Here is a 23,722-nt window from a genome sequence, read left to right as displayed (position 1 = left end):
AAGCTAGAGGTCTATGAACGATATCGAGGCGGTAGAAGAATTTGCCACGGACCTGTCAGAAATGTGCACCCATACACCGCTTATGGCAGAGCGCCCCCTGGTATGGACCATCATTGCAAACCCCAAGGCCGGCGGCTTTACCATAGCAAAACGCTGGAAACAGCACCGGGAAATTTTGCGCACCTACGCAAACCGGGCACGAAACACCATTCAGCGCCCCGGACCGGCTATGCCGTCCCAAACAGCCCTGGAAGCTGACCATGGTACGGGCCGGCTGGGAGCCCTGGGCCTTATACCAACCCTAAGGCCGAACCATGCGGGGGACCTGGTGCGCCGCCTTATCGATGAGGCCCTAGCCAACAAACCTAAACACCCCGGCGAAAGGAGCCCTTTTTATCTTATCATCACCGCCGGCGGCGACGGAACGAGCCTGGAAGCCCTGACAGCCCTGTATCACCTGCCGCCCCAATTACAGAACAGTTTTGCCATCCTGAGACTTCCCATGGGGACGGGCAACGACGGGGCCGATGCCCGGGACCTGGACAAGGCCCTGGACCTTTTGGTGCATCCAAGCAACGTGCAGTTTATGCCTGCGGTAGAACTCCAAACCGCGAGCAAGCGGAAGGGGCCCTTCCTGGCATTTAATATCCTTTCTATCGGCCTCGACGCCTTTGTAACCCACATGACCAATAAAATGAAGGGCCACCTGCCTGGAGACTCTTACAAACTCTGGGTAGACATCGCGACCTTATTCTATGACCGGATATATCATGTGGCAACCATGCAGGTGGAAGCCTACGATAAACAGGGGAAGCTCATCACCCATTTTGAGAAGGAACTTTTACTGCTTGCCTTTGGGATTTCCGGCCGCCGAACCTATGGCGCGGGCATTCCCATTCTGCCCGATGACCACAATATCTGCGGGGTCGAAGAGATGCCCCTGCTTAAGAAGTTAAAACTCAAAAAGCTCTTTACCTCAGGCCAGCATGCCAATCGAAGCGAAGCCCACATGCTCAGTGCGACCAAGCTGGTGGTACATTACAGCGAACCAATCCTTGCCCAAATGGATGGCGAGCCGGTGCTTTTGGATCGGGAAGACTTTCCCATCAACCTGGTGCTCACCGAACCCCGCATTCCTACTTTACGGATTCAGTCATATTGATGAACGGATCGGGCTCCGAGTACTATTCTGCGAGTATGCCGCCTATCGGTAACACTCCCCTTTCGTGCCGCCCAGGCTGTGGGGCCTGTTGCATAGCCCTATCAATCTCGAGCCCCCTGCCCGGCCTCCCCACAGGGAAACCGGCGGGAATCCCCTGCCCCCACCTAGATGAGGACTACCGGTGCCGCCTTTTTGGAAAGCCTGAACGGCCCCCGGTGTGCAGTTCCCTCCAGCCCGAACCGGCCATGTGCGGCACCAATCGGGAAGAAGCCCTGGCCTACCTTGCGAGGCTCGAAGAACTTACAAGACCTTAAAACAACAGCATCGCAGAGGGCCCTTAAAACTTAAGTTTTTAGTGTCCCCTTGGGAAAACACAGCGGGGAAAACTCCGCTGGTCAGCCTCTGGACTTAATATTTTTCTTTTATCTCGATCCGTTCAATGTTGCCCGTTTCCTTAAGGGCTTTGCTCAACTTTTGCAGATCCGTAGTTGTCGGTAACCCTACGAGAAGCCGAATCCGGGAACCGCCTCCCTTAGTAAGGGTTTGGTCCACATCGATGGATTGGACCCGTACCCCATAGGATGCAAGGATTTCCAAGGATTTCCGGGTATCGGGAATGGCGCTCTTAAAGGTTAGTTCCAGAAGTTTATTCCGTTCTGCAGGGAAGAGTTTCTTTTCGACCACATCCAGGGCAACCAGGGTAAAGAGTCCCATGGCTTCGGCAATTGCGGCGGCGAAAAAAAGGCCGGCCCCAACAGCGAGGCCTACCGCTGCGACAAACCATAGGGAAGCCGCGGTGGTGAGACCCTTTACATTGTTACCCAGCCGCAGAATCGCCCCGGCCCCCAGGAAACCGATACCTGACACAACCTGGGCGGCAATTCGCCCCGGGTCGCCATTTTTAAGCATGTTAAATTCCTGGGGGATCCAGATAGAAAGGATCATAAGCAGGGTGGAACCGAGGGCAATGAGGATATGGGTCCGCAGGCCCGCCACCTGATGCCGGCTGGCCCGTTCAAAACCGATGATGCCTCCCGCCGCAAAACCGGCCAGCAGCCGGATCACCATATCAACTTCGGTCAAAATCGGCACATCCATACCTATCCTCCTGGAACTGGGACTTACTGGTTATTCGCCGGAAGCAGCCGCAAGCGGTCCGTATCCGCAGTGATGGCCACGGCACTGCCTTCGGCATAGAATAAACCAATTTCTAACAGAAAGCAAATAATTCAAACATACAACCCCATCACCATTCATTAGCCCCCTTGCGCGCAGGCAAGGGGACCATATATAGTAGGCTTCTATGGAAACAATGAAACGCACCGTTACCTGCGGGGACCTGCGGAAGGCCGATGCAGGAAAAACTGTTATTTTAAATGGATGGGTCCACCGCAAACGGGACCATGGCGGAATTTCTTTTATCAACCTGCGGGATCGGTATGGGGTCACCCAGGTGGTAGTCGATGCGGACGCGGCGGAAAGCCTGAAGCGCATTGCCGACGAACTGCACAATGAATACTGCATCGCCGTCGAAGGTACGGTACGCCCCCGGCCGGACAGCATGGTAAACCCGGAAATGAACACCGGTGAAATAGAAGTGGTGGCAAAAAACCTGGTCATCTTGAGCCGCTGTGAAGTTCTGCCCTTCCAGATCGAAGAAAAATCCGATGCCAAGGAAGACCTTCGCCTGAAATACCGCTACCTGGACCTCCGGTCCGGTGGCATGCAGAAACGGATAAAACTGCGGAACGATGTTACCTTTGCGGTCCGGGAATGGATGCAGGCCCACGGTTTTTATGAAATCGAAACCCCGACTTTTATTAAATCGACCCCCGAAGGCGCCCGGGACTATCTGGTCCCCAGCCGTCTCTACCCGGGGAAATTCTACGCCCTGCCCCAGTCACCCCAGCTGTACAAGCAGATTTTGATGGTGGCCGGCTTCGACAAATACTTCCAGATTGCCCGCTGTTACCGGGACGAAGACGCCCGGGGCGACCGCCAGCCAGAGTTTACCCAGATTGATATTGAAATGTCCTTCGTAAGCCGCGAGGACGTCCTTACCATGATCGAAGGACTCTTCGGCTATGTGTTTAAGAAAACCCTGGGGATCACCCTGCCAGAAAGATTCCGCCGGATAAGTTACGACGATGCCATGGAACTCTACGGCTCCGATAAACCGGACCTGCGCTTTGCCATGGAAATGCAGGACTTCGCCCCCTATGTGGCCGACTCAACCTTTCAGGCCTTTAAGGATGCCCTGTCGAACGGCGAAGCCGAGCGAAAGGCAGCAGCTGCCAAGGGGGTTACAATCCCCGGAGGCGGCGTAAAAGCCCTGGTAGTGCCCGGAAAGGCCGATTATTCCCGGAAACAGATTGATGAATTGGAAGGGGCGGCGAAGATTTACAAGGCCAAGGGTATGGCCTGGATGAAGGTAGTTGCAGGGGCCGACGGCAAGGCTACCCTGGAAGGCGGAGCAAGCAAGTTCTTCCTTCCTGCCGCAGACGGCTCAGGGGCCCCTGCGGACCTGGCAGGACGAATTATACAGGGCCTTGGAGCAAAGGTAGGAGATCTGATCCTCATGGTAGCCGACAGCAAACGGAAAATCGCGAATGTCGCCCTCGGAGCGGTCCGTTCCAAACTGGGCAAAGACCTGGGCCTCTGCGATCCGAAGCGTTTTGAGTTCGCCTGGATCATCGACTTCCCCATGTTCGAATTCAACGAAGAAGAAAACCACTGGGAAGCGGCTCACCACATGTTTACCTGGCCCCAGGAAAAATACCATGCAACCATGGAAACCGACCCCGGTTCAGTTAAGGGTGACCTCTATGACCTGGTGCTGAACGGCTTCGAGCTCGCCAGCGGTTCCATCCGTATTCATGATCCGGAACTGCAGAAAAAGGTATTCAAGATTGTGGGCTTTAACCCAGAGGATGCGGAAAAGAAGTTCGGCTTCCTCACCGAAGCCTTTAAGTACGGCGCACCACCCCATGGCGGTATCGCCCCGGGGCTGGACCGGCTTGTCATGCTTATGGCCGGTGAAACCTCGATTAAGGAAGTCATCGCCTTCCCGAAAAACTCCTTTGCCGTCAGCCCCATGGATGACTGCCCCAGCGAAGTTGACCAGAAACAGCTGGATGAACTGCACCTGATTATAAAATACCCTGAGAAGAAGGAATAAGCCCAACAACAGCCCCCCTGCGGCTCCAGGGCCGCAGAGTATGGAATCTATTAAGGCCCCCTCTAAAAACGGTCATTGTTTTTAGAGGGGGCTATCAAAAAACCTTTATGTAATCTACTCCCAACGAGCCTTTATTATTAATATGGATGGGGGCTTTGTGCTTGTGGAATATAAATGCTTAATTTGCATCCTTTTTGTAATAAATGTAATTAAATACCGGCATAATGATACTACCGATTATTAAACCATACAAAACATAAACTGAAACATGCAAACTTCTTATTGGCTTTATGAAATAAGCAACCAAATTATGAAGAAACACATAGGCGAGTAAAAGAACCACCATACCTAAAGCCTTATAAAACACTTTGTAATAGGCCTGAACAAATTTAAAGTCTATCATCAAGGTTTCAGTATCTTTAGAGAATAGCGATTTTACGGCTCTATATGCAGAATTATTTTTTATTGCCCTATAGGGTATATTTTGAAGTTCAAAAAAAGTCATCCCTTGTAAACTAACCCTTGGAGAATCCATTCCCCGTTCAATACAGACAATAACAATACTCGAAATTACTATTTTAAATAACATTATTGCAAGGATATACCAAACTAAATTTTTCATATCAATGTTTCTCAAAATAATAAAACCATCAACATTATGAATATTTGTATCTTTTAAAATCACATAATTTAAAATCGCATCAAGGGTATTTATTACCCAAGAGAAAATTATGTTTAAAATACGATATGTCTTGTTATGTATTTCGATGAATAAAAACAATGATAATCCAAAACTATAGATCGACAACAAAAACAACAGTGTTCCATTTATTAATTGGAAAGGGTTATAAAGATATAAAATGAACCAACCAAAATATAGTGTTCCAGTTACCCACAACAGCTCGCCTGGAAATAGCCGATAATTCTTTTCTTTTATTGTTTCCATATTAAACCTTTATAATACACCCCTGCAGAAAGGGCTATCAGAATAATCCCTACCAGATCAAACATTTACTTCAGCATGCACCATTGAATTATAAATAGTTTGGACAAATTGTGGCATTGGAAGGATCACTCTGGTAAGATTATCAATTTCGGAGATAATAATAGAAATCCCTACCGCAAAGACAATCCCTACAATAATATACTTCCAATTAAATGAGTTTAATGCATAACTATTTTTAAAATCCCCACCCAAATGTTTTACAGATCTAAAAATAATAATTCCTAAGGCGATAAGATTCGCCAGCCCGGTTATAAAAACAGAATCAACAGGCATGTTTAATAGATTAAACATTAACGTAAACAGGGCTGAAAAAACAACTTGTAAAAATAAGGCCAACAAAAGCAAACCTATAGTTTGCTTAACACCAGGGTATCTGTTTCCCATAGGTAAATCTCCTATAAATAGCTTTATTTTTTCTTTAACATTTCGGTTAAATAACTATAAATTGGTCCACCTACAAGAACAAAACCTAACAGATACCACACAAGTTCATTTAAGTTATCTCTGCAATTAAACAAAATAAAGTTCATCAACGCTACTGGAACTGAAAACACCAATCCTTTAACAAGATAAGCTATATATTTCTTCATAAGAAATCCTTTTTTATCACCAATGTTCAGTTAGTTTAAAATAGAGGCTTTCAAAAACTTTATAGGTTTTTGAAAGCCTAATATAGTTTATTTCTATAATCCTGTTACTGCACCCCAAACTGCCATAGTAATTGCACCCCATTTAGCAGCTTCTACAATATCATTAGCAAGCTGTTTTCCGCTTCTAGTTTCTTGTTTAGTAACCATTCTATATGCTGTTCTGCAACTTTCAGTAATTGCACCACTTACTGCTCCACTAAAAGCACCTACCACAGCACCTATTACCCCTTTCCCTTCTACAGTATCTGCTTGTTGAGCGTCGAGGGGAAGTCCCTCTACATCAGCAAAGGCACTCGGTAATACCTGAGGGGAATTTGCTGCAGACACTTCCGCCATCACCATGGTAGCACCGAAAACCAGAACCAGTAAAGATGCGATAAGCCTTTTCATTTCTGTATACCTCCAGTACGTTTTGTTCTTCTGGCCAGAAGATGACTTGATTATACCCCCCCCCCCCCGTGCTATTGTCAAGACAAATTTTTATTTTTTGTCCATGTGCGGGGGTACTATGGCTGGCATCCTATCCTTGTTGCTTCTTTTGCAGAATGTGCAAAGCTCAGAAACGTTGCGGTTTTCCCATGTGGCAGAACAGGGCTACGATACTTCCTGCGGGCTCTCGGTCCTCTCCGATCTTGTGAGCCGATACTGGAATTGTCCCGTTTCAGAAGAAACCTTCCTTAACGAATGGCTTTCCCTGGGCCAACAAAGGGCTACGGACCATGAACAGTATGCGATTTCCTTTAAAGATATGCAGGACCTTTTAGCGCTTCATGGTTTTGCAACTAAAGGGTTCCGCTTCACCTATGAACAGCTTATTAAGGCAGCTGCCACCTATGCTCCAATCGTCATCCATTTCGCTGACCAAGATGGCCACTTTGTCCTCTGTCTATCTGCCAATGATGAATTTCTTGTTATTGCTGACCCGGCAGAGGGTGTATACTGGCTTTCCCGGCAGGACTTCCAAAGGCGCTGGCAAGGCTATGCCCTGTTAGTTCAGTCATCAATCCACACCAAACAAGTACTGGCCCTTACTACAGCAGTACAGGAAAGTACCGCACATCGTTCTGCCCTGCAAAACTTCTCAAACCTTAACTCAGGAGTACGATGATGTATTATTTCACACATCCAAGGTTGCTAGCACTGAGCAGTACCATAGCCACTATTCTTTTGCTGGTGAGCCTTACCCTGGGGGCCCAGGAATCGGACCACAACCGGCTTGCAGTAAGAGCAGACTACCCCTGGCAAAGCAACCTTGGGGTAGAGGCTTCGATACTTCCTATCGTATACGGTGACAATCAGACCATATTCTACTTGCAGCCGCAGGCGGATATCCTGCTTAATAACCGGTGGTATACGGCTTTTTCGCTACCTGTTTATGTCCAGCTTCCCCTGACCATACAGGACACGGTCCCCTGCGCCATAGCCCAGGGGGACATCAACCTTAATGGAGCGTGGATATCCCAGACAAACCAGGGCCAACATCGCGTAAGTCTCAACTGGACCATCCCCACAGGTCTTTCCAAAGCCCTTGCAGAGGCCCACGACAGTATCCCGACTGGCGGAACCTTGCACCGCTTTGACCTTTCCTGGCACTACACCCGTTACACAGACCCGGTGAGCCTTACAGTCGGGGTAAACCTTGGGTCTACCATCCCGGGAACTCTGGACGATAAGCCCTACTGGGAACCGGCTTCCGCAGGGCTCTCTTTAGGGGCTACCCTATTGATGAACCGCTGGGTTGCCCTGCAGTGCAATCTGTCCCAGTCCCTTTCACTGCCCCCGCGCTCAGAAAACCAGTGGCGATCAGACTATATACAATACGATGCTCGTCTCTCCTGTAGCCTCTGGTACACTGAACAGAACAACACTTTTTCTATTGAGCTGAGCAAGAACATGGCCAATCCCCTGGAAGGGCTTGGCATTGCGATGCAATACCTGTACTCTTTTAAGCCGAAGAAGAGATAGAAGGCTAAACACATAAACAGGGTCTAAGTTTTAAGCCTCATAAGTCATATTTGAACGTTTTAGTGTGCTAAATACAATCCATTTTCACATTAAATGTTTCAAAAATAGTGGTTTTAGACTTTTTCAGAAAGCCCTATATAGTATCCTGAAAAATCGACTAATAGGCGCTACTAAAAATATTTAAAAACACCTTTACAGACACGTATTTATTATTTATATTATACGTGTGAGGTGATGTATGCTCTCAAAACTTACTTTGACAATTGATCAGTCTATTATTGAGAAAGCTAAAGATTTTGCTCAAAAAAAGAATAAAAGTGTATCTCGCATTGTTGAGGAATACCTTCGCAATATATCAGTAGGGAATGAAAGGTTTGTGATTCCTGATACAATGAAAGCACCTATTACTGATAATCTTGTAGGAATGTTTAAAGATGATGGCAAAGACTACAAAATACAACTAGAAGAAGCGTTGTCGGAAAAGTATTTATGATTAAACGTGTTCTCATTGATACGGATATAATACTTGATGTTGCTCTGGCACGTCAGCCATTTCTTGAATTGAGTAAATTGGTTTTATTATTACTTGAAAACAATATAGCTTTAGGTTTTATAACATCAAATGAAATAACAAACATTTACTACATCCTTAGAAAAGTTGGAGGAGATGAAAAAGCACGCAAGTTTATTTCTGAACTATTAAAATTTCTTACAGTAATTTCAGTTGAGCATTCGGATATTTTGAATGCATTAGGTTATGAAATTTCTGATTTTGAAGATAGTGTCCAACACTTTGCAGCATTAAGAAATCAATGTGACTGTATAGTAACAAGAAATATTGAGGATTATAAATATTCACAGATTGCAGTTTATTCACCCATCGATTTTTTGAGCATATACAAAGAGTTACTCTAAAGTAATTCTCATATACTAGTAATATAAAAAACGTGAGACTCACGGCTCACTAAGATTAAGCATTAACTTTTGCTTCCTTTTTTCGATAATATAAAAAGAGGTGGAGGCTTTACCCTATGTTGGAAATTGAACAAAAATTGCTGGATCAACTATTTTTAATGAAAGAGGAATACCATATAAAGGGTATTAAGGCTGAGTTTGAGGCAGAGGGTACGAGCTACCAGGATATGGTCCGCCTGCGGCGGCTTACCCTGCAGGCGGGGGTGAAACTGTTCGTAAAGATCGGCGGGGTCGAAGCGGTCCGGGACCTGAAGGATTGTCTTGAGCTTGGGGTAGATGGCATCATCGCCCCCATGGTAGAAAGCCCCTTCGGCATAAAAAAATTCCTCGACGCCTATGGGTCGGTGTTCCCCGCCAAGGGCCACCATCTAGCCATCAATATAGAAACAAAACAGGCCGTAATGCTTCTCGGCGAAATTCTAGCCACCGCCTATCCCGCCATCGATGCCATTACGATCGGCCGGACCGACTTGAGCGCCTCCTACTTTGACCCGGAGGTTACCCCGGACAGTGACTTTATATGGGAAACCATAGAGGCAATCATCGAATCTGCCGCAGACCGTTTTGCAATTACGGTGGGCGGAAACATTTCGAACCTTACCCAGGAAAAGATGCCCCTGTATCCGCTCGCCACTAAAACCGTACAATATGTGGAAACCCGGAAGGTCATCATCCCCACCGAGGCGTTCCTGGCCAACCGCTCAGCCCTGCTGGATGCCCTCTGGTTCGAAGAACTCTTTATCCTGTCACGAAAAGAAATTGCGGACCGTTTTCTTGCACCGGATCTGAAACGGCTGGATAAGCTTGCCCAGCGAAGCAGTCAGCCCGTGGAAAGCACTGCAAAGAAGTAAGTCTGTCGTACATACCGAATAGCCAGCCCTGAGCTAGAGCGGTGCGGGTGGAAGGGTGCAATAACAAAAAGTCTACAGATACCCCTGGACAGACAGGGCCTGTTCCAAACCAGCGGCATCGATAAAACGGTGTACCCTCAGCCCGAGCCGCTCTGCGGCCTGGGCATTTTCCTCTAAATCATCCACAAAAAAGGCCTGGGCCGCAGGAAAACCCTCCGATTCCAGAATGTACTGCCAAAAGGACCCTTCCGGTTTAATGAGTCCCATTTCGTGGGAAGCGTAGACCCGATCAAAAATATCGTAGTCCCCCTGCTTTTTATGGTACCGGTAATGGGCTTCTAAGGTGTTGGTACCGCACACAACACGATAGCCCTGCTTTTTAAGCTGTTCCAGAATTGACCAGACAGCCCGGTCTCGCTGAGGATAAAAATAGGCCCCCCAAAGGGAAGCCTCGCCCCGCAGGTAAGCCTCAGGAATTTTCAGGTTGATGTACGGAAATGCGGTTTTGGTAGCTTCCTGAAAGCTATTCCAAAAGCCAGTTTCGGTGATACGTCCTTCCTGAAGATGGCGGATTAAGCCTATATTATAGGGATTATCCGTATTGTCCCGCTCTGGAACGGAAGCTGAAATTGCAAAAAATTGTTCAGTCGTTAAGGAAAGGGATGCCGCCATGGCATGTACGCAATGAAAGCTCTTTACGACTACCCCTCCCATATCAAAAATGAAAAGCGGCTTTTCTCTCTTTATCGTTTCACGATTCATATTGTTGTTCCTCCTGTCTTAGTTTCCGCAAGATTAAGCAGGGCCTTCAGGGTAGGCTCCGAAACCGTCCGGTGAGCGCTCTCCAGGAATTCATCCATCCGCTGGTAGCCCTCTGCTTTAAGGAGAGCCGCCTGCAACCCCATTTCGAGCCGATCGAGCTGGCGGACAAAACGGGCTTCTGAGCTCCTACCAGCTTCAAAATCCTCCCAGAGTTCGATGAGCCGATCCCGATTGGGGAGGCCCTCCACGACTTTTATAAAAGCTTCCCGCTCCCGTACATATTTTTCTTCCCTGGACACCCCATCCACAGGGGTAATATCCCCTACATAGACCTCTCCCAACTCATGCACCAGGGCCATTTCAATGCATCGATGGGAATTGAGGCCCAGAAATTCCGGGCTTGCCTTAAGCTGTTCCGCCAGAAGCAGAGCCAGAAGGGCCGTACCAAAGCTATGGTCCGCCACCGACTCGGCCCGGTTTTCAGGCACCCCCCGTTTGAGCCAGCCCTGCCGATACAGGCCCTTCAGGTCCATCATCCGGATAAAGGAACGCAGCATTGCTTCAGTAGCCTGGGTAGCGGTCGCATGGGCTTTGGCAGGCGGGGATGCAGTTTGGGCTTCGGCAGGTTGTAATTCGGCACCAGTTTCGGCCACAGGCACCGCTTGCTTCGGGTGAAAGGCTTGGCCTCCGGAAGAAGCCTGGTCCTTCAGGCGGTTTCTGAAAAGCCTTCCCTCCCCATCATGGAATTTACGCTTCATAGGCTAATATCCTCCGATCCCACCGGTCCACTGCGAAGGCAAGCAGGGCCCATAAAAGGCATACTGCGGCAGTCGCAAGCCAAAGCAAAGCATAGTTACCGCCCTTTAAAAGCCAGCCCCCAATCAGGGGCCCGAAGACCCAGCCCGCAGAATAGCAGACCCCCATAAAGGACTGGAAAGAAGCCCGCCAATTCGCCGGTGAATGTCTGGCAAGGAAGACCCCCATGTTGATCGATGACACTATTTCACCGGTGGTCCAAATCACCGTGGAAAGGGCAAAACCCGAAAAAGCCAGCGGCAAAGCCAGCATGCCAAAGCCGATAACATAAAAGAGCCCCGAAAAGGACATGCAGAGCAAGGGTGTCCAGGAACGGAGCAGGCGAGCGATGGGTATGGAAAAGAGAATCACCACCACCGCATTCAACGACATAAGGTACCCCATGGAACGGGGACCGGCCTGCCCCATAACCTGGGAGACCGTCATGGGAAGGCCAAAGCCAGTCTGTGAATAGGTAAGGCTCGACAGCAACGCCAGCCCCGCAAAGGCCAACAGTATGGGCCGGGACACAAAGGCCCGTAGGGCACCCCGATCATCATGATGTTCCAGGGAAGAAGCGACATGGGCCTCTAAAGGCATCTCAACACCCCGGGCAATAAGCACCACCGAGATCAGGGTAGTCAGCGCATCACCCCGGAACAGCCAGGGTATGGACCGTTCAAAGAGGACCGCCGCCACCAGGGGCCCCAAGGCCACCCCCACATTGATGGACCAATACTGGAGGCCAAATACCTCTTTCCGTTTATTCGCCGGAGCCAAATCCGTCAGCACCGCACCGATAAGGGGCCGTCCCCCGCCCCGGAACAGGCTGGCAAAAACAATCAGCCATGGGGCCCATGAGGTTTGTACATAAAAACTTACTATCAGATTGATGAATGCCACGGTGCTCTGGAACAGTAGGAGGGCTTTTTTTCTGCCAATCCGGTCGGCGACCCAGCCGGAAAGGAGGGACCCCGCCATGGAGGCAGTAAACACCAGCGATATGGTAAGGCCCGTACGGGCTGCATCAAAACCCAGGACCCGGGAAAGATAGAGAGCTAAAAAAGAACTAACAAAATCCCCGAAACGATTAATCATGGTGGCAAAAAACATGGACCACAGAGAGGGTCCTAAACCCTGATAGGGAGCCAGCAATGTGCCCAGTAGTTCATCAATCTTAACTGATCTGTTTTTCATCATAATTTGTTTACTATAGAATAAAATGTGAACCGATGGAATAAGGGAGACTCGAGTTTTCTATCCAAGCAGATGTTCAAGATATTCTTGTGTCAGATAATTTGCATCTTCCGGTCTTTCAAGGAAAGGCCGCACATCCGTTCTCACAGCACCAAAATCAGTGTTTCGTAGTTTTTCTCGTAAAAGTGAGCGCCAGTCATCTTTATAAATGATACCAAATTGCTTCAGAGCAGAGCTGAGCAACACTGTATTGGGATCAATGGGTGGAATTTTGCTTAAGTACCAAACGGCATCGTACCAATCCCGGCCTTTCGTAAAGGGCCTCGTGATGAGTGCGTTTAGTTTGCCTGCCATAAGCGAAGGAAGATCATGATGTCGGACGGCAAAGAGTGCATGCCGGTTGACCAATCGTATCATGGTGACGGCCCCTGGGGGAGGATTAGTATCAATTTCGATCTTGATTGAAAGCTTCTGTTCAGGCCTGGCTGACAATCCAGCATCTTTCATAATGCCTGCAATCCTGATCCATCCTGTATGTATAGGCTTTGTTGAATTCCAACTTATTTCAACATCGAAATTTTGAAACATGAGATCTCTTTTTAGTTTTGCCATCCAGGCTTCAGGGGCATAGCTTTGTGGGATTTCGAGCGAAAAATCGAGGTCTTCTGAATAGCGAGGCAAGTCGAACAGGAATCGAAGGGCGGTGCCGCCTACAAAGGATAGGGCCTCAAAGGCCCGCGATTCATGAAAACTGTGCAGGGCCTGGGCCTGAACATATTCTCGCAACATATTGAGCTTACCCGTGGGATCCGCAGTTCTTTGTGCGAAACGTATCGCTTCTTCTTTCATAGTATTATCTCCCCTTTAGCTGTCTGTTCAGCATAGATTACCCACGATTTTACAGCCCTAATCAAACGGGGTGGATAATTTTTAGCCAGTGCATACAGTTTTTCTGCGTCGATAAGGCGCGGTTCAAAGCGCATCGACTCCATGCGCTCAACGGTCCATTCCCCCTTCTCAAGATACCAGAGATCGAGTAATGCCTTTTCGGGAGTGGCAATTCGAACTTTTTCCGAAAGAATTTCCTCGGTCTGCCAGGAATGAAAGAAGCGCCGGTCGATCGTTCTGTACCGATATTCCCCAAGTATATTTTTAAAAGTCCGGGTAACCCTGGTCGTAATACTGGTTATGAGGGTCACTTTTTCAGGGATAATCCCATACCAGGAGAGAGCCCACAGTTCTGAAACATAGGAAGGCGCATACAGTGCTTGAGCCAGCTGTAGGGGATTGAGCGGCCGTGTCCGGTATGGCCCGGAGAATGCATAGAATCCGCGTTTCAGTTCGTGCAAAACTCCTCGTTTTACAAAGCGGCTGAGGGCAGTCCTGGATGTGTGATCCTTTTCATTCTGAAAATGAAGTCGTACAGAAGGATAATCAAAATATGGTTGGCTGGAAAACACTTCCAAAAGTTTTTCGAACTTCATCAATTACAATAATATACATATATGTATATTATTGTAAACTAAAATATGAATACGGTATGCCATTACAAAGCCATGGGCAGGAGGAATAGCACAGCCATCTTGGGTATTGACTTGCAGCACCACCTCGCCTAGCCTTTATACAAAGCCGTAACGGGATTTGGCTGTATGTGTTAAGGGTACCCCTAAAAAGAGCCCTTTTGTAGAAGGCCCCTGAGCATTCCTTGACTAAGCGGGGTAAATTCTAATAAATAGGCTTGCAAAGTTTTGCCTGGTCTCTAACAAGGGTTGTCTGCCTATTAGAGATGCCAGGTTTTTGTGTACTAATTTACAGGAGGCATACAAGCATTGCTGAAACATGTACGGGGCCGGAAGGTTCGCCTTGAGGGCTTTAACAATCTTACCAAATACTTAAGCTTTAACATCTATGATTTGTGTTATGCCCGGTCTCAGGAATCCCAGATTGAATATCTGGAATATATCGACCAGGAATATGACTCGGAACGGCTGAAAGGAATTATAGAAGAGGTAACCCGGATCATCGATGCAAAGCTGGTTAATGTGACCACCCAGGACTACGATCCCCGGGGGGCCAGCGTGGTAGCCCTCATCAACGAGGATCACCCCGTATTAAGTCCCGCTGTATCCACCAATCACCTGCCGGAAACATCCATCGTGGGGCACCTTGATAAAAGCCACATCACGGCCCATACCTATCCCGAATTTGACAGCACTACAGGGCTCGCCACATTTCGGGTCGATATCGATGTTTCTACCTGCGGTATGATTAGTCCCCTTAGGGCACTTCATTACCTCATCGACTGCTTCGACTCCGATGTGGTGCTCATCGATTACCGGGTCCGCGGTTTTACCCGGGATACCCGGGGCAATAAGGTCTTTATCGATCATGATATTTCATCCATACAGGATTTTATCGATGAGGATGTCCTGTCTGACTACCTGGTATACGACATCAACATCCTTTCGGACAATATTTTTCATACGAAGATGCGCAAAAAGGAAATTGAACTGAACGATTACCTCTTCGGCCCCGAGATTGAAGATCTGGGACAGGAGGAGCGGAAACGCATTAAGGACCTAATCCGCAAGGAGATGCAGGAGATTTTCGAATGCGAAAATTTCTAAGCAGTCTCAGATTGATGAGCGGCGCAAACAAAGCTGTTTATAAACCTGTGTCTGTTCAAGGCCAAGCGGTACGGGAAATCCGGGAACGGGTAAGCCCGGCTTCCGGCTGGTTTTATACAGTTAAGGACACCCTCTATCGAGGGAAAACCGCCTACCAAAGCATTGAGCTTGTGGATACGGCAGAATTTGGCCGAACCCTCCTTTTAGATGGGGCCACTCAGGTCATGGAGGCCAACGAGTTCCAGTACCATGAGCCCATGGCCCACATTCCCCTCCTGTGCCACCCCAAGCCAGAGAAGGTGCTGATTATAGGCGGCGGCGACGGGGGCGTTCTTCGGGAGGTACTGAAGCATCCCACGGTGACCCAGGCAGACCTGGTAGAGCTGGACGAGGAGGTGATTACCTTTTCCAGAACCATGCTCGAATTCTGCAGTAAGGGCGCCTTTGAAGACCCCCGCACGAGGGTGCACATTCAGGATGGCCGAAGTTTTGTAGAAACTACTTCCGAAACCTATGATGTCATCATCATGGATATGACCGACCCCACGGGGCCTTCACTCAGGCTTTACAGCAGGGAGTTTTTCCTGGCCCTGAGCCGGATCCTGCGGGATGAAAATTCCCGCTTCATCATGCACAGTGAATCCCCAGACTGCCGTCCTCTGACTTTTGCACGGATACACCGGACGCTCCGCTCTGTCTTTCCCCGACTCGACCTAGCTACCACCTCTATTCGCATGTACGGCGGACTCTGGTCCTTTGCGATGGCCAGCACCGACAATAAAAGCCCCTCACCCCAGGAACTTTCAGCCGATGAAATCCGCAAGCGGATGCAGAACCGCAGGCTTTCGAAGCTTAAGGTTATAAGCCCCGAAACCTGGCAGGCCTTCTTTGCGCCCTACCCCTACATTAGAGCCCTGCTTGCAGAAGATGGGGACCTCTGTACCGATGCCAATCCGGACTTTCCCGACAGCTTCGATTACCGCGGGTAGGGCCTGCAGATTAATCATGGCTACCTCACTATATTAAAATGTATTGAACCGGTCTCCTACAATCTTCAGTTTGCTGACACACCTTCGAGGATGGTGATTTCCACCCGGCGGTTTTTCGCCCTGCCGGCTTCGGTACTGTTGTCGGCTATGGGTTTGGTACTACCCCAGCCTTTATACATGAATCGATCCGCCGGGATGCCCCGGACTACCAGTTCATCAACAATTTTTTTTGCCCGCATCACCGATAGTTCCTGTTCCCCCGCGGGCTTTCCGACCGCAGCAGTATGGCCTTCTACAAGTATCATGGGCTTGTTTGGAGCACTCTGAAGAATCGACTTCAGCGCCTGGGCTATCAAATCCAATCTACCCCGTTCTGCTGGCAGGATCTGGTCTGAATCGGCTACAAAACGGATATCCCGGATCGTGAGCTTGACCCCCTCAGGAACGTTGGCAATTTCGATATTCTGATCTGGAATATCCAGCACTGCACCGGCTCCGCCTGCTATAGGGTCCACCGCCCCAGCTCCGCCTTGACCCTGGTCCAGCTGAAAATCCCCGGTCCCGGCCTGCGGCACCTCGGAACCAGCCCTTGTTATTCTTTCATCCCCGGAAGTACCGGCCATCGCAATTCCTGAACCAGTATTGCTGACCCCTGCTGTCGCCTCCGGACGTACAGTACCGCCTGCCCCGGCTACTGTTCCCGTGTCTCCGCTCCTTCCGGTCTCGGCGGTATCTTTGCTACCTCCAAACTGGCGCTCTAGCTGGGCCACCACTGTTCCCCGATCATAGGGCAGAAAACCCTCACTGAAAGTCAGAGTAAACCCCTTATAACGCACCGAAGAGCCGTCGTTCCAGGTGAAGGTCTCGTCAAGGTTGTCCCGCATCAGCACCAGTCTGCCATCGGAAGTCCGAAGGAGAATATCCACCACATGTTTGCCGCTCGCTTCGGTAAAAGCCCCGGTCCCGCTCTTACCACTTCGGCTAACTGCCTTATAGCGGGTAGCATATTGAGCCCGGATTCGATATACCGGCTCTCCCTTATAAAGCTCTGTACCCTGAAACACATACTCTACCACAATAGGAAGATTCACCCGATTACCGTCGTTCCGGGGATCCACAATCCGCTGCCCTTGGCCGACCCAACGGTCTCCAGGCAGGAGTGGTTTATCGACAAATTGGGGGAAATTACGCAAAGCAGGATATCCTGAATCATGTTTTATATTGATGACCCCCGCTGGGGTGAGGGTAAACTCCACCGGTATAATGTCATCCAAAGAACGGGCTGATTTTTGCAGGTCCCGCAGGGTTTCTTCAAACACATAGACCATTCCATTATAACGGATGACTGCGGACTCCTGCACCGGCCTCAGCTGATAGCGCACTTCCCGGTATACATGGCCAATATATGTTCCGTTATCGTACCTGGCCCAATCAGAACGTTCCACCATCGTATAAGGCCCGGAGAAGGCCTGACGTAACACCACTGCGGTACTGCCTGAACCTGGAGCCAGTGGATCAGTTTGATCCTGCGAAAACAAAGGCACAAGAAACCATAGAAACATGAGGAACCATAGGCTTTTAACGAAGCATTGTAGACCAACTTTTTTCTGCATAGGAGTAGTATCAAACATAGTCATAGAAAGGGCAAGAGGTTAGATTTAAGCTGTAGTATGGAATTTCTTCTCCTTGAGAAATTTCTCTATTACCCTGATAATAAACCTTGAAGGGAAAGGAGTGCATGCTCAATGGCATCAGAAATCCTGTCGGTGGAATTAGCTCGATCATTCTTAGCAAAACTCGGAGAACACATAGACCAAAATATCAATATAATGAATCAGGATGGTATCATCATCGCAAGCAGAGATCCGAGCCGGGTTGGCACTTATCATGATGCAGCCCATCGGCTTATACTGACCCAATCTCTAATTGAAATTATAGAAGAGACTATTGATCTGGCCCCAGGTGTGAAGCCAGGAGTCAATCTTCCTATCCAACAGAAGGGACAGTTTATTGGCGTTGTCGGTGTAACTGGTAAGCCCGCCGATGTCCGCAGTCTTGCCTATGCTATAAAGGTAAGTCTAGAAACCTTCATGGAACTGGAAAATTTACGGGACCAGATGCTGCGACAGCAGGCCGGCATGAACCGTTTTATCGCTCACCTGCTGAATCCCGAATCATCCGAAGGTACAGCCCTTCACGAACTTGCCCGCCGAATGGGCTACGATCCTGTGCAGCCACGAACGCCTATCCTCATTACCTTGCCTCCAACGATCGACCCTGAGTCTGGTATCAGGCTCCTTAAAGAGCAGGCCTTACGTAGTAAACAGGATATTATAACCAGTACAAGCCATAAGGATATCCTGATTTTTAAATTAACCAATGAGATACAATCAGATAGTTTAAAAGCATGGGAAAACTCAATCCGAAGTTATGTGAAATCAATTCAGAAACATCTGCCGGAAAGTCACTGCTATGTGGCTATGATCCAGCATGATGTGAGCAGGTTTCATCTGGCATATAAGGAACTACTCTGGCTCAAACGGCATTATGAGGCAACCAATGAACCAATACATATGTTGTATTGTCATATCATGGCAATGCTGACAGATCCCATATTCCATCCTGAATTCGTAAGCATCTTTGAATATACCCTTGCACTAATAAAACGCAGGCTAAGCGGAAAACTACCGGTCTGGCTTCCTGAAACCCTTCTCGCCCTTGCAAAAACCAATTTTTCCATACAAGAGACAGCAGACAACCTGCATCTGCATCGAAATTCACTGACCAACCGGATGAAAAAAATTGAAGATTTGCTGGGTCTTGATATACTCAAGGAAAGCGACTGGAAAGATTATATTCGAATATTCGCCTATTACATTAATCAGACTATGCATCACACATGATGACCTTCCACTGTGCGTCATGCAAAGGGATATACATACTGTGCACAGTGCACAGTAATTTGAGAAAAAATCGGTAATTAGGCCCTCAAAATCAGTAACAGATTGATATACACTTAAGATTACCCGGAGGTAAACCATGACCATTATCGTCGCTCCAGACTCATTTAAAGGCAATATGACCGCCCAGGAAGCCTGCATTGCCATCGCAGAAGGTATTCGGAACATTGATTCATCCATCAACATAAAAACATTTCCCCTGGCTGATGGTGGAGAGGGCACCGCCCGGATTGTAACCGAAGCAATTGGCGGAACACTCAAACCAGTTCAGGTTCATGGCCCGCTGGGAGAGCCTGTGACCGCATTCTATGGTCTTATCAATGGGGGAAAAACCGCTATTCTCGATATGGCCAGCGCTTCCGGCATCGAATTAGTCCCTCCAGGGAAGCTCAATCCCCTTAAAGCGAGTACTTATGGTACCGGAGAGCTCATCAAGGCAGCTCTCGATGCTGGTGTAGAAGAACTGGTTATCGGTATTGGCGGAAGTGCCACCGTGGACGGCGGTATTGGCATGCTCCAGGCCCTGGGATTCGAAATCCTTGACGAACGCGGTGCGCTGATTGGACAGGGTGGAGAAGCTTTGCTTCATATTAAGCAATTTCGTTCAGATAAGGCTGACCCCCGAATACAAAACGTCTCCATTAAGGTTGCCTGCGATGTGACCAATCCTTTAACTGGCCCAGAGGGAGCTGCCGCAGTATTTGGTCCTCAAAAGGGAGCAACCCCCGACATGATACCGCTTCTGGATGAGGGATTGAAAAAACTGGGACAGGCATGGATTCGGGCGGGACTTGCAGACGACACGGACCATCCTGGCGACGGAGCCGCCGGAGGACTGGGGGCAGCGCTGCGAATCTGCCTGAAAGCATCCATAGAATCGGGGGCTCTTTTGGTGATGAACTACACCGGCATGACGCAGGCCCTTAAACATACGGACCTGGTCATTACCGGTGAAGGCCGAACCGACAGCCAAACAGCGAAGGGAAAGCTCTGTGCAGTGGTCTCCCGGGCCTGTAAAAGTGCCGGAGTCCCCGTAGCTCTCCTCTCCGGAGCCCTTACGGGTGAACAGGACCGGCTCTTAGATCTTTTTGATTATGCAGTTTCTATTTCCTGCGGTGAAGAAACCTTGGAAGCTATGATGAAACATGGCCGCAGGAACCTGCAGTTCGCAGCGGCCAATCTGGTTCGGGCTGTACTTCTAGGGAAGCGTGCCCAATAAGGCGCTTTTCTTTTTAAGTGTCTGCTGTCTCTGGAGCGGGTCCAGCACCCTGCCCCGGTTCCACCACCTTCGCACCCCACTGGCGCAGCCTGGACTCTATAAAGTCGAGACAAGCTTCGTGCTGGGCTTTGCCGCGGCCTTCAAGCATAAGGGGTTTGCCGAATTCAATATACACGGTTCGGTCCCGGTGTACAGGACCGAAGCCTTTAAGTAAAGTCCCGTTGCTCCAATAATCGGTTTTCAACGCCACAGGAACGATGGGTACTCCCGCCTTAAGGGCGAGCTTAATACCCAGACTGTTAAACTTGGTTCGATCAAAAATCTCTGTCCTTGTTCCCTGGGGAAATATAATAATTGAAATTCCCTTTGCAAGCCGCTCGGAGCCTCCTGTGAGAACCGCTTCCAAATCCCGCCGGGGATCTTTTCTGGTTACCGTTATGGGATCCCGGGACCGCATAATCGGCCCCCAAATGGGACCATGAACCAGTTTTTCTTTAACCACATAGGTTACCGGTTTTATGGGACAGATAAGTCCGGGGAGTATGGTGGTTTCCATGGTTCCCATATGGTTAGCAACAAAAACTATGGGACCGGGCACCTTTTTTATATTATCAATCCCCCGGATATCAAATTTGGCACCACAGCTTTCCAGGTATCCCATGAGCTCCCGGGAACTGTCGGCCCATACATTATCAGTATAGAGTCCTTTAAGAGCCAGCGCCCGGTACTTAAAAATGACCTTTATAAAAAAACTATAGGGACTCCACCGAGTTCCGAGGAGCATATACTCCCGGAGGGCTCGTTGTACCTTGTCCGGGGTCTTATAGGAATCACCTTCAAACACTGTGGCCATGCTTCCCACCTCTATGCTCGGTTAATGATGGCAACCAGGGCATCCACGGTGAAGCCCAGATGTTCCGCCACCTTGTCCCCCGGCCCAGACTCGCCAAAGCGGTCCACCGAAAGGATATCCTCCCGTTTTGCCCAGAATTCCCAGCCAAGACGGCTGCCCGCTTCGACCACTACGGTTCGTACCCCCTCAGGAACAATAGCCTGCCGAATTGCATCGGGCTGCTGCTCAAAGAGTTCTCGGCTTATCATCGATACAACCTGAATCTGCTTGCCCTGCACCTTTTCCGCTGCGGCGAGAGCCAGAGATACTTCAGAACCGGTAGCAATAATAACAAGATCAGCTTTACCGGCACTCTTTTTTACGATGTACGCACCGGTTTTAATAGTCTCCTTCCAATCCGGATCAGCTTTTGCAAAGACCGGCACATTCTGTCGGGTCAGAGCTAATACGGTAGGTCCATCGGTCCGTGTAATGGCCATTTCCCATGCCAGTGCAGTCTCTTCCGCATCGGCCGGGCGGAGGACTCGGACATTGGGAATAGCCCGGAGGCTTACCAGGTGTTCTACAGGCTGGTGGGTGGGGCCATCCTCGCCAATATAGATAGAATCATGAGTAAGTACATAGATAACCGGCTGTTTCATGAGGGCTGAAAGTCTGAGGGCCGGTCGGAGATAATCCGCAAAAACAAGGAAGGTAGCACAGAAGGCCCTGAGCCCGCCATGAAGCTGGATACCATTTGAAATGGCTGCCATACCGAACTCACGGATACCAAAATGGATATACCGTCCGTTCCGGTTAGTACCACTAAAGACGCCTACTTCGGGCAAGGCGACCGCGTTGGGACTTTGCAGGTCCGCAGAGCCGCCCACGAGATTCGGCAATGCCCGGGCTGCCTCAACCAGGACCTTGTTGGAAGCTGTCCGGGTAGCAATTTTTTCGCCGAGACTGAAGGAAGGAGCCGAAAAAAGTTTCGCACTTCCGCTGAAATACGTATCCCATTCAGCACGCTTGTCAGGGTTTGCCTTGGACCAGGCATCGAAACGGGCTTGCCACTCGGTACGGGCTTTCTTCCATTCCTGCCGTTTTACAGCAAAGTATTCCACCGCTTCGGGGGCTACATAGAACTCATGGGGAATTCCGAGGGCTTGCCGGGTCGCGGCGATTTCGTCCGCACCGAGGGGAGCCCCATGAACCGAATGGCTTCCCTGTTTATTCGGGGCACCCTTGCCAATAACAGAGGTAAGGATGATGAGGCTCGGCTTAGAAGTTTCAGCCTTGGCTTCTGCCACAAGACGGGCGATCTCATCAAAATTGTACATGGACCCTTTAAGCACCTGCCAACCATAGGCTTCGTAGCGTTTTGCCACATCTTCGGTAAAGGAGAGGTCAGTAGAGCCATCGATGGTAATCTTATTGGAATCATAAAAGGCAATGAGCTTACCCAACTTTAGGTGCCCTGCCAGGCTTGAGGCTTCTGCAGAGACGCCCTCCTGAAGACATCCATCACCGACGAGGGTATAGGTAAAATGGTTAATAATGTTGTGTTCTGGGGTATTAAAATGTGCCGCCAAATATGCTTCGGCAATGGCCATACCAACCGCGGTGGCAATACCCTGACCAAGGGGTCCGGTGGTGGTTTCTATACCTGGGGCAGCCCCATATTCAGGATGACCTGCACAGGGAGAACCAATCTGGCGGAAGGACTTAATGTCATCCAGTGAGATGGGATATCCGCTCAGGTGTAAGAGGGAATAGAGAAACATGGAACCATGTCCAGCAGAGAGCACAAAACGGTCCCGGTCTACCCATGCAGGATCGCTTGGATCATGCCGCAGAATTTCCCCATAAAGGATTGCACCTAATTCGGCTGCACCAAGGGGCAGCCCCGGATGCCCTGAATTGGCTTTTTGGATTGCATCCATCGAAAGTGAACGAACACTCAATGCTACCTTTTCCAACGCCTTTGTATTCATTTATTGCTCCTTCTCAAATTATTTCCAGGCAACTTCCGCAGTACGGATCGCCCCAATTAATTCTTCCTTTGAAGCCCGATGTTCCAGTAATGACCGGAACGATTCCTGCTGGCAGAGGAAACTGATACGGGACAGGGTCCACAGATGAGTCTTGGGAGTAGCAGAAACGATAAGAATGAGGGTTTGAACCGGCCTGCCGTCCAGAGCCTTCCAGTCAATAGCCTTTTGTAAAAAGGCTATTGTAATAAACTGGTCCTTAATGTCAGCCAAAAGAGGGCTGCGTGGATGCGGCAAAGCGATACCATTACCAACCGCAGTCGGCATGAGTTCTTCCCGTTCAATAATTGTTTTTTTTAGTTGTTCTTTAGAGAGACCTAAAGGCAAAGTAACCACTTCAACCAAGTTGCTTAAGACTTCCTGAACTGAAGAGCCGCCAATATTATAAAAAACACCGCCTCGCTCAATGAGAGAAGAGAGCTCTATAGAAAATATATCAGATTGTCCTGTCATAGCCGCTCCTTGTATATAATTCTTAAGGTTGCGTTAAATAAGAAAAAATA

The 23,722-nt window shown here is 49.1% G+C and carries 26 protein-coding genes; 12 read left to right on the top strand and 14 right to left on the bottom strand.

All coding sequences use genetic code 11. From position 1 onward, the window contains the following. Positions 1-13: 13 nt before the first annotated feature. Together SPICA_RS01365 and SPICA_RS01360 are read left to right on the top strand one after the other, a co-directional pair. The gene (locus SPICA_RS01365) at positions 14-1,162 is read left to right on the top strand and encodes a diacylglycerol/lipid kinase family protein (RefSeq protein WP_013967752.1); all 1,149 of its coding nucleotides are present in this window, start codon (positions 14-16) and stop codon (positions 1,160-1,162) included. 35 nt (positions 1,163-1,197) lie between these two features. Then, positions 1,198-1,476, top strand: coding sequence for a zinc/iron-chelating domain-containing protein (locus tag SPICA_RS01360; RefSeq protein ID WP_013967751.1), 279 nt, complete (start codon positions 1,198-1,200; stop codon positions 1,474-1,476). 94 nt (positions 1,477-1,570) lie between these two features. Here SPICA_RS01360 and SPICA_RS01355 read toward each other — a convergent pair whose 3' ends face one another. Continuing rightward, positions 1,571-2,260, bottom strand: a complete 690-nt coding sequence (locus SPICA_RS01355; RefSeq protein ID WP_013967750.1) for an MgtC/SapB family protein — start codon at positions 2,258-2,260, stop codon at positions 1,571-1,573. Positions 2,261-2,474: 214 nt separating this feature from the next. Here SPICA_RS01355 and aspS point away from each other — a divergent pair, with 214 nt between their 5' ends. Further along, a complete protein-coding gene (aspS, locus tag SPICA_RS01350; protein ID WP_041396338.1) occupies positions 2,475-4,340 on the top strand; it encodes an aspartate--tRNA ligase in 1,866 nt (621 codons plus the stop codon). A gap of 178 nt (positions 4,341-4,518) precedes the next feature. Here the strand turns inward: aspS and SPICA_RS01345 are convergent, their stop codons facing one another. From SPICA_RS01345 to SPICA_RS01330, 4 genes are all read right to left on the bottom strand, one after another. Further along, complete coding sequence (locus SPICA_RS01345) at positions 4,519-5,286, bottom strand: hypothetical protein (protein ID WP_013967748.1); 768 nt, start codon at positions 5,284-5,286, stop codon at positions 4,519-4,521. Positions 5,287-5,343: 57 nt separating this feature from the next. Continuing rightward, entirely contained in the window at positions 5,344-5,730 is a 387-nt protein-coding gene (locus tag SPICA_RS01340; RefSeq protein ID WP_013967747.1) for a hypothetical protein, read from the bottom strand. Positions 5,731-5,753: 23 nt separating this feature from the next. Beyond that, positions 5,754-5,936, bottom strand: a complete 183-nt coding sequence (locus SPICA_RS01335; protein WP_013967746.1) for a hypothetical protein — start codon at positions 5,934-5,936, stop codon at positions 5,754-5,756. 93 nt (positions 5,937-6,029) lie between these two features. Continuing rightward, a complete protein-coding gene (locus SPICA_RS01330) occupies positions 6,030-6,386 on the bottom strand; it encodes a hypothetical protein (protein ID WP_013967745.1) in 357 nt (118 codons plus the stop codon). A 118-nt stretch (positions 6,387-6,504) separates the two neighbouring features. On the opposite strand from SPICA_RS01330, the gene SPICA_RS01325 reads away from it, so the two are divergent. The 5 genes from SPICA_RS01325 (at position 6,505) to SPICA_RS01305 (ending at position 9,787) form a co-directional block, all read left to right on the top strand. After that, the gene (locus SPICA_RS01325; RefSeq protein WP_013967744.1) at positions 6,505-7,104 is read left to right on the top strand and encodes a C39 family peptidase; all 600 of its coding nucleotides are present in this window, start codon (positions 6,505-6,507) and stop codon (positions 7,102-7,104) included. Next, positions 7,101-7,961 carry a hypothetical protein gene (locus tag SPICA_RS01320; RefSeq protein ID WP_156789606.1) on the top strand — a complete coding sequence of 287 codons (861 nt, stop codon included), beginning with the start codon at positions 7,101-7,103 and terminating at the stop codon, positions 7,959-7,961. Before SPICA_RS01325 ends, SPICA_RS01320 begins: the two co-directional genes overlap by 4 nt. A 238-nt stretch (positions 7,962-8,199) precedes the next feature. Then, the gene (locus tag SPICA_RS01315) at positions 8,200-8,454 is read left to right on the top strand and encodes a DUF6364 family protein (RefSeq protein WP_013967742.1); all 255 of its coding nucleotides are present in this window, start codon (positions 8,200-8,202) and stop codon (positions 8,452-8,454) included. Continuing rightward, positions 8,451-8,876 carry a PIN domain-containing protein gene (locus SPICA_RS01310; RefSeq protein ID WP_013967741.1) on the top strand — a complete coding sequence of 142 codons (426 nt, stop codon included), beginning with the start codon at positions 8,451-8,453 and terminating at the stop codon, positions 8,874-8,876. The genes SPICA_RS01315 and SPICA_RS01310 overlap by 4 nt, the downstream gene beginning before the upstream one ends. Before the next feature lie 116 nt (positions 8,877-8,992). Next, a complete protein-coding gene (locus SPICA_RS01305) occupies positions 8,993-9,787 on the top strand; it encodes an aldolase/citrate lyase family protein (protein ID WP_013967740.1) in 795 nt (264 codons plus the stop codon). A 72-nt stretch (positions 9,788-9,859) separates the two neighbouring features. Here SPICA_RS01305 and SPICA_RS14590 read toward each other — a convergent pair whose 3' ends face one another. Genes SPICA_RS14590 through SPICA_RS14585 form a run of 5 tightly spaced genes read right to left on the bottom strand, consistent with a single transcriptional unit; the run spans position 9,860 to position 14,025 of the window. Beyond that, positions 9,860-10,549 (bottom strand): HAD-IA family hydrolase, encoded by a 690-nt coding sequence (locus tag SPICA_RS14590; RefSeq protein ID WP_013967739.1) that lies wholly within the window; start codon positions 10,547-10,549, stop codon positions 9,860-9,862. Next, complete coding sequence (locus SPICA_RS01295) at positions 10,546-11,307, bottom strand: HD domain-containing protein (protein ID WP_013967738.1); 762 nt, start codon at positions 11,305-11,307, stop codon at positions 10,546-10,548. Before SPICA_RS01295 ends, SPICA_RS14590 begins: the two co-directional genes overlap by 4 nt. Continuing rightward, positions 11,297-12,544 carry an MFS transporter gene (locus SPICA_RS01290; RefSeq protein WP_013967737.1) on the bottom strand — a complete coding sequence of 416 codons (1,248 nt, stop codon included), beginning with the start codon at positions 12,542-12,544 and terminating at the stop codon, positions 11,297-11,299. Before SPICA_RS01290 ends, SPICA_RS01295 begins: the two co-directional genes overlap by 11 nt. Before the next feature lie 57 nt (positions 12,545-12,601). Further along, the gene (locus SPICA_RS01285; protein WP_013967736.1) at positions 12,602-13,390 is read right to left on the bottom strand and encodes a nucleotidyl transferase AbiEii/AbiGii toxin family protein; all 789 of its coding nucleotides are present in this window, start codon (positions 13,388-13,390) and stop codon (positions 12,602-12,604) included. Next, complete coding sequence (locus SPICA_RS14585) at positions 13,387-14,025, bottom strand: type IV toxin-antitoxin system AbiEi family antitoxin domain-containing protein (RefSeq protein WP_013967735.1); 639 nt, start codon at positions 14,023-14,025, stop codon at positions 13,387-13,389. Before SPICA_RS14585 ends, SPICA_RS01285 begins: the two co-directional genes overlap by 4 nt. Positions 14,026-14,370: 345 nt before the next feature. Between SPICA_RS14585 and speD the strand changes: the two genes are divergently transcribed. Both speD and speE read left to right on the top strand, forming a co-directional pair. After that, the gene (speD, locus tag SPICA_RS01275; protein WP_013967734.1) at positions 14,371-15,168 is read left to right on the top strand and encodes an adenosylmethionine decarboxylase; all 798 of its coding nucleotides are present in this window, start codon (positions 14,371-14,373) and stop codon (positions 15,166-15,168) included. Continuing rightward, positions 15,153-16,157 carry a polyamine aminopropyltransferase gene (gene speE, locus SPICA_RS01270; protein ID WP_013967733.1) on the top strand — a complete coding sequence of 335 codons (1,005 nt, stop codon included), beginning with the start codon at positions 15,153-15,155 and terminating at the stop codon, positions 16,155-16,157. The genes speD and speE overlap by 16 nt, the downstream gene beginning before the upstream one ends. A 65-nt stretch (positions 16,158-16,222) precedes the next feature. On the opposite strand, the gene SPICA_RS01265 is transcribed toward speE, so the two are convergent. Further along, the gene (locus SPICA_RS01265) at positions 16,223-17,770 is read right to left on the bottom strand and encodes an OmpA family protein (RefSeq protein ID WP_237255885.1); all 1,548 of its coding nucleotides are present in this window, start codon (positions 17,768-17,770) and stop codon (positions 16,223-16,225) included. A gap of 132 nt (positions 17,771-17,902) precedes the next feature. On the opposite strand from SPICA_RS01265, the gene SPICA_RS01260 reads away from it, so the two are divergent. Continuing rightward, positions 17,903-19,060, top strand: coding sequence for a CdaR family transcriptional regulator (locus SPICA_RS01260; RefSeq protein ID WP_013967731.1), 1,158 nt, complete (start codon positions 17,903-17,905; stop codon positions 19,058-19,060). 136 nt (positions 19,061-19,196) lie between these two features. Next, positions 19,197-20,336, top strand: coding sequence for a glycerate kinase family protein (locus SPICA_RS01255; protein WP_013967730.1), 1,140 nt, complete (start codon positions 19,197-19,199; stop codon positions 20,334-20,336). A gap of 13 nt (positions 20,337-20,349) precedes the next feature. On the opposite strand, the gene SPICA_RS01250 is transcribed toward SPICA_RS01255, so the two are convergent. Genes SPICA_RS01250 through SPICA_RS01240 form a run of 3 tightly spaced genes read right to left on the bottom strand, consistent with a single transcriptional unit; the run spans position 20,350 to position 23,672 of the window. Next, a complete protein-coding gene (locus SPICA_RS01250; RefSeq protein WP_013967729.1) occupies positions 20,350-21,189 on the bottom strand; it encodes a lysophospholipid acyltransferase family protein in 840 nt (279 codons plus the stop codon). Positions 21,190-21,200: 11 nt separating this feature from the next. Further along, positions 21,201-23,162, bottom strand: coding sequence for a transketolase (gene tkt, locus SPICA_RS01245; RefSeq protein WP_013967728.1), 1,962 nt, complete (start codon positions 23,160-23,162; stop codon positions 21,201-21,203). Positions 23,163-23,180: 18 nt separating this feature from the next. Beyond that, positions 23,181-23,672 (bottom strand): PTS sugar transporter subunit IIA, encoded by a 492-nt coding sequence (locus tag SPICA_RS01240; RefSeq protein WP_052296312.1) that lies wholly within the window; start codon positions 23,670-23,672, stop codon positions 23,181-23,183. Positions 23,673-23,722: the final 50 nt, after the last annotated feature.

Origin of the sequence: Gracilinema caldarium DSM 7334, from assembly GCF_000219725.1 — a bacterium.
Lineage (GTDB): Bacteria > Spirochaetota > Spirochaetia > Treponematales > Breznakiellaceae > Gracilinema > Gracilinema caldarium.
The sequence above is the reverse complement of the archived record's forward strand: the minus strand, read 5'-3'. Positions and strand labels throughout refer to the sequence as shown.

Coding starts and splice junctions, on each gene's coding strand:
- SPICA_RS01320 (WP_156789606.1), top strand. CDS start 7,101: ATGATGTATTATTTCACACATCCAAGGTTGCTAGCACTGAGCAGTACC.
- SPICA_RS01265 (WP_237255885.1), bottom strand. CDS start 17,770: ATGCAGAAAAAAGTTGGTCTACAATGCTTCGTTAAAAGCCTATGGTTC.
- SPICA_RS01315 (WP_013967742.1), top strand. CDS start 8,200: ATGCTCTCAAAACTTACTTTGACAATTGATCAGTCTATTATTGAGAAA.
- SPICA_RS01305 (WP_013967740.1), top strand. CDS start 8,993: ATGTTGGAAATTGAACAAAAATTGCTGGATCAACTATTTTTAATGAAA.
- SPICA_RS01330 (WP_013967745.1), bottom strand. CDS start 6,386: ATGAAAAGGCTTATCGCATCTTTACTGGTTCTGGTTTTCGGTGCTACC.
- SPICA_RS01255 (WP_013967730.1), top strand. CDS start 19,197: ATGACCATTATCGTCGCTCCAGACTCATTTAAAGGCAATATGACCGCC.
- tkt (WP_013967728.1), bottom strand. CDS start 23,162: ATGAATACAAAGGCGTTGGAAAAGGTAGCATTGAGTGTTCGTTCACTT.
- SPICA_RS01260 (WP_013967731.1), top strand. CDS start 17,903: ATGGCATCAGAAATCCTGTCGGTGGAATTAGCTCGATCATTCTTAGCA.
- SPICA_RS01250 (WP_013967729.1), bottom strand. CDS start 21,189: ATGGCCACAGTGTTTGAAGGTGATTCCTATAAGACCCCGGACAAGGTA.
- SPICA_RS01325 (WP_013967744.1), top strand. CDS start 6,505: ATGGCTGGCATCCTATCCTTGTTGCTTCTTTTGCAGAATGTGCAAAGC.
- SPICA_RS14590 (WP_013967739.1), bottom strand. CDS start 10,549: ATGAATCGTGAAACGATAAAGAGAGAAAAGCCGCTTTTCATTTTTGAT.
- SPICA_RS01340 (WP_013967747.1), bottom strand. CDS start 5,730: ATGGGAAACAGATACCCTGGTGTTAAGCAAACTATAGGTTTGCTTTTG.
- SPICA_RS01335 (WP_013967746.1), bottom strand. CDS start 5,936: ATGAAGAAATATATAGCTTATCTTGTTAAAGGATTGGTGTTTTCAGTT.
- SPICA_RS01285 (WP_013967736.1), bottom strand. CDS start 13,390: ATGAAAGAAGAAGCGATACGTTTCGCACAAAGAACTGCGGATCCCACG.
- SPICA_RS01310 (WP_013967741.1), top strand. CDS start 8,451: ATGATTAAACGTGTTCTCATTGATACGGATATAATACTTGATGTTGCT.
- SPICA_RS01345 (WP_013967748.1), bottom strand. CDS start 5,286: ATGGAAACAATAAAAGAAAAGAATTATCGGCTATTTCCAGGCGAGCTG.
- SPICA_RS01240 (WP_052296312.1), bottom strand. CDS start 23,672: ATGACAGGACAATCTGATATATTTTCTATAGAGCTCTCTTCTCTCATT.
- SPICA_RS14585 (WP_013967735.1), bottom strand. CDS start 14,025: ATGAAGTTCGAAAAACTTTTGGAAGTGTTTTCCAGCCAACCATATTTT.
- SPICA_RS01360 (WP_013967751.1), top strand. CDS start 1,198: ATGCCGCCTATCGGTAACACTCCCCTTTCGTGCCGCCCAGGCTGTGGG.
- SPICA_RS01355 (WP_013967750.1), bottom strand. CDS start 2,260: ATGGATGTGCCGATTTTGACCGAAGTTGATATGGTGATCCGGCTGCTG.
- SPICA_RS01365 (WP_013967752.1), top strand. CDS start 14: ATGAACGATATCGAGGCGGTAGAAGAATTTGCCACGGACCTGTCAGAA.
- aspS (WP_041396338.1), top strand. CDS start 2,475: ATGAAACGCACCGTTACCTGCGGGGACCTGCGGAAGGCCGATGCAGGA.
- SPICA_RS01295 (WP_013967738.1), bottom strand. CDS start 11,307: ATGAAGCGTAAATTCCATGATGGGGAGGGAAGGCTTTTCAGAAACCGC.
- SPICA_RS01290 (WP_013967737.1), bottom strand. CDS start 12,544: ATGATGAAAAACAGATCAGTTAAGATTGATGAACTACTGGGCACATTG.
- speE (WP_013967733.1), top strand. CDS start 15,153: ATGCGAAAATTTCTAAGCAGTCTCAGATTGATGAGCGGCGCAAACAAA.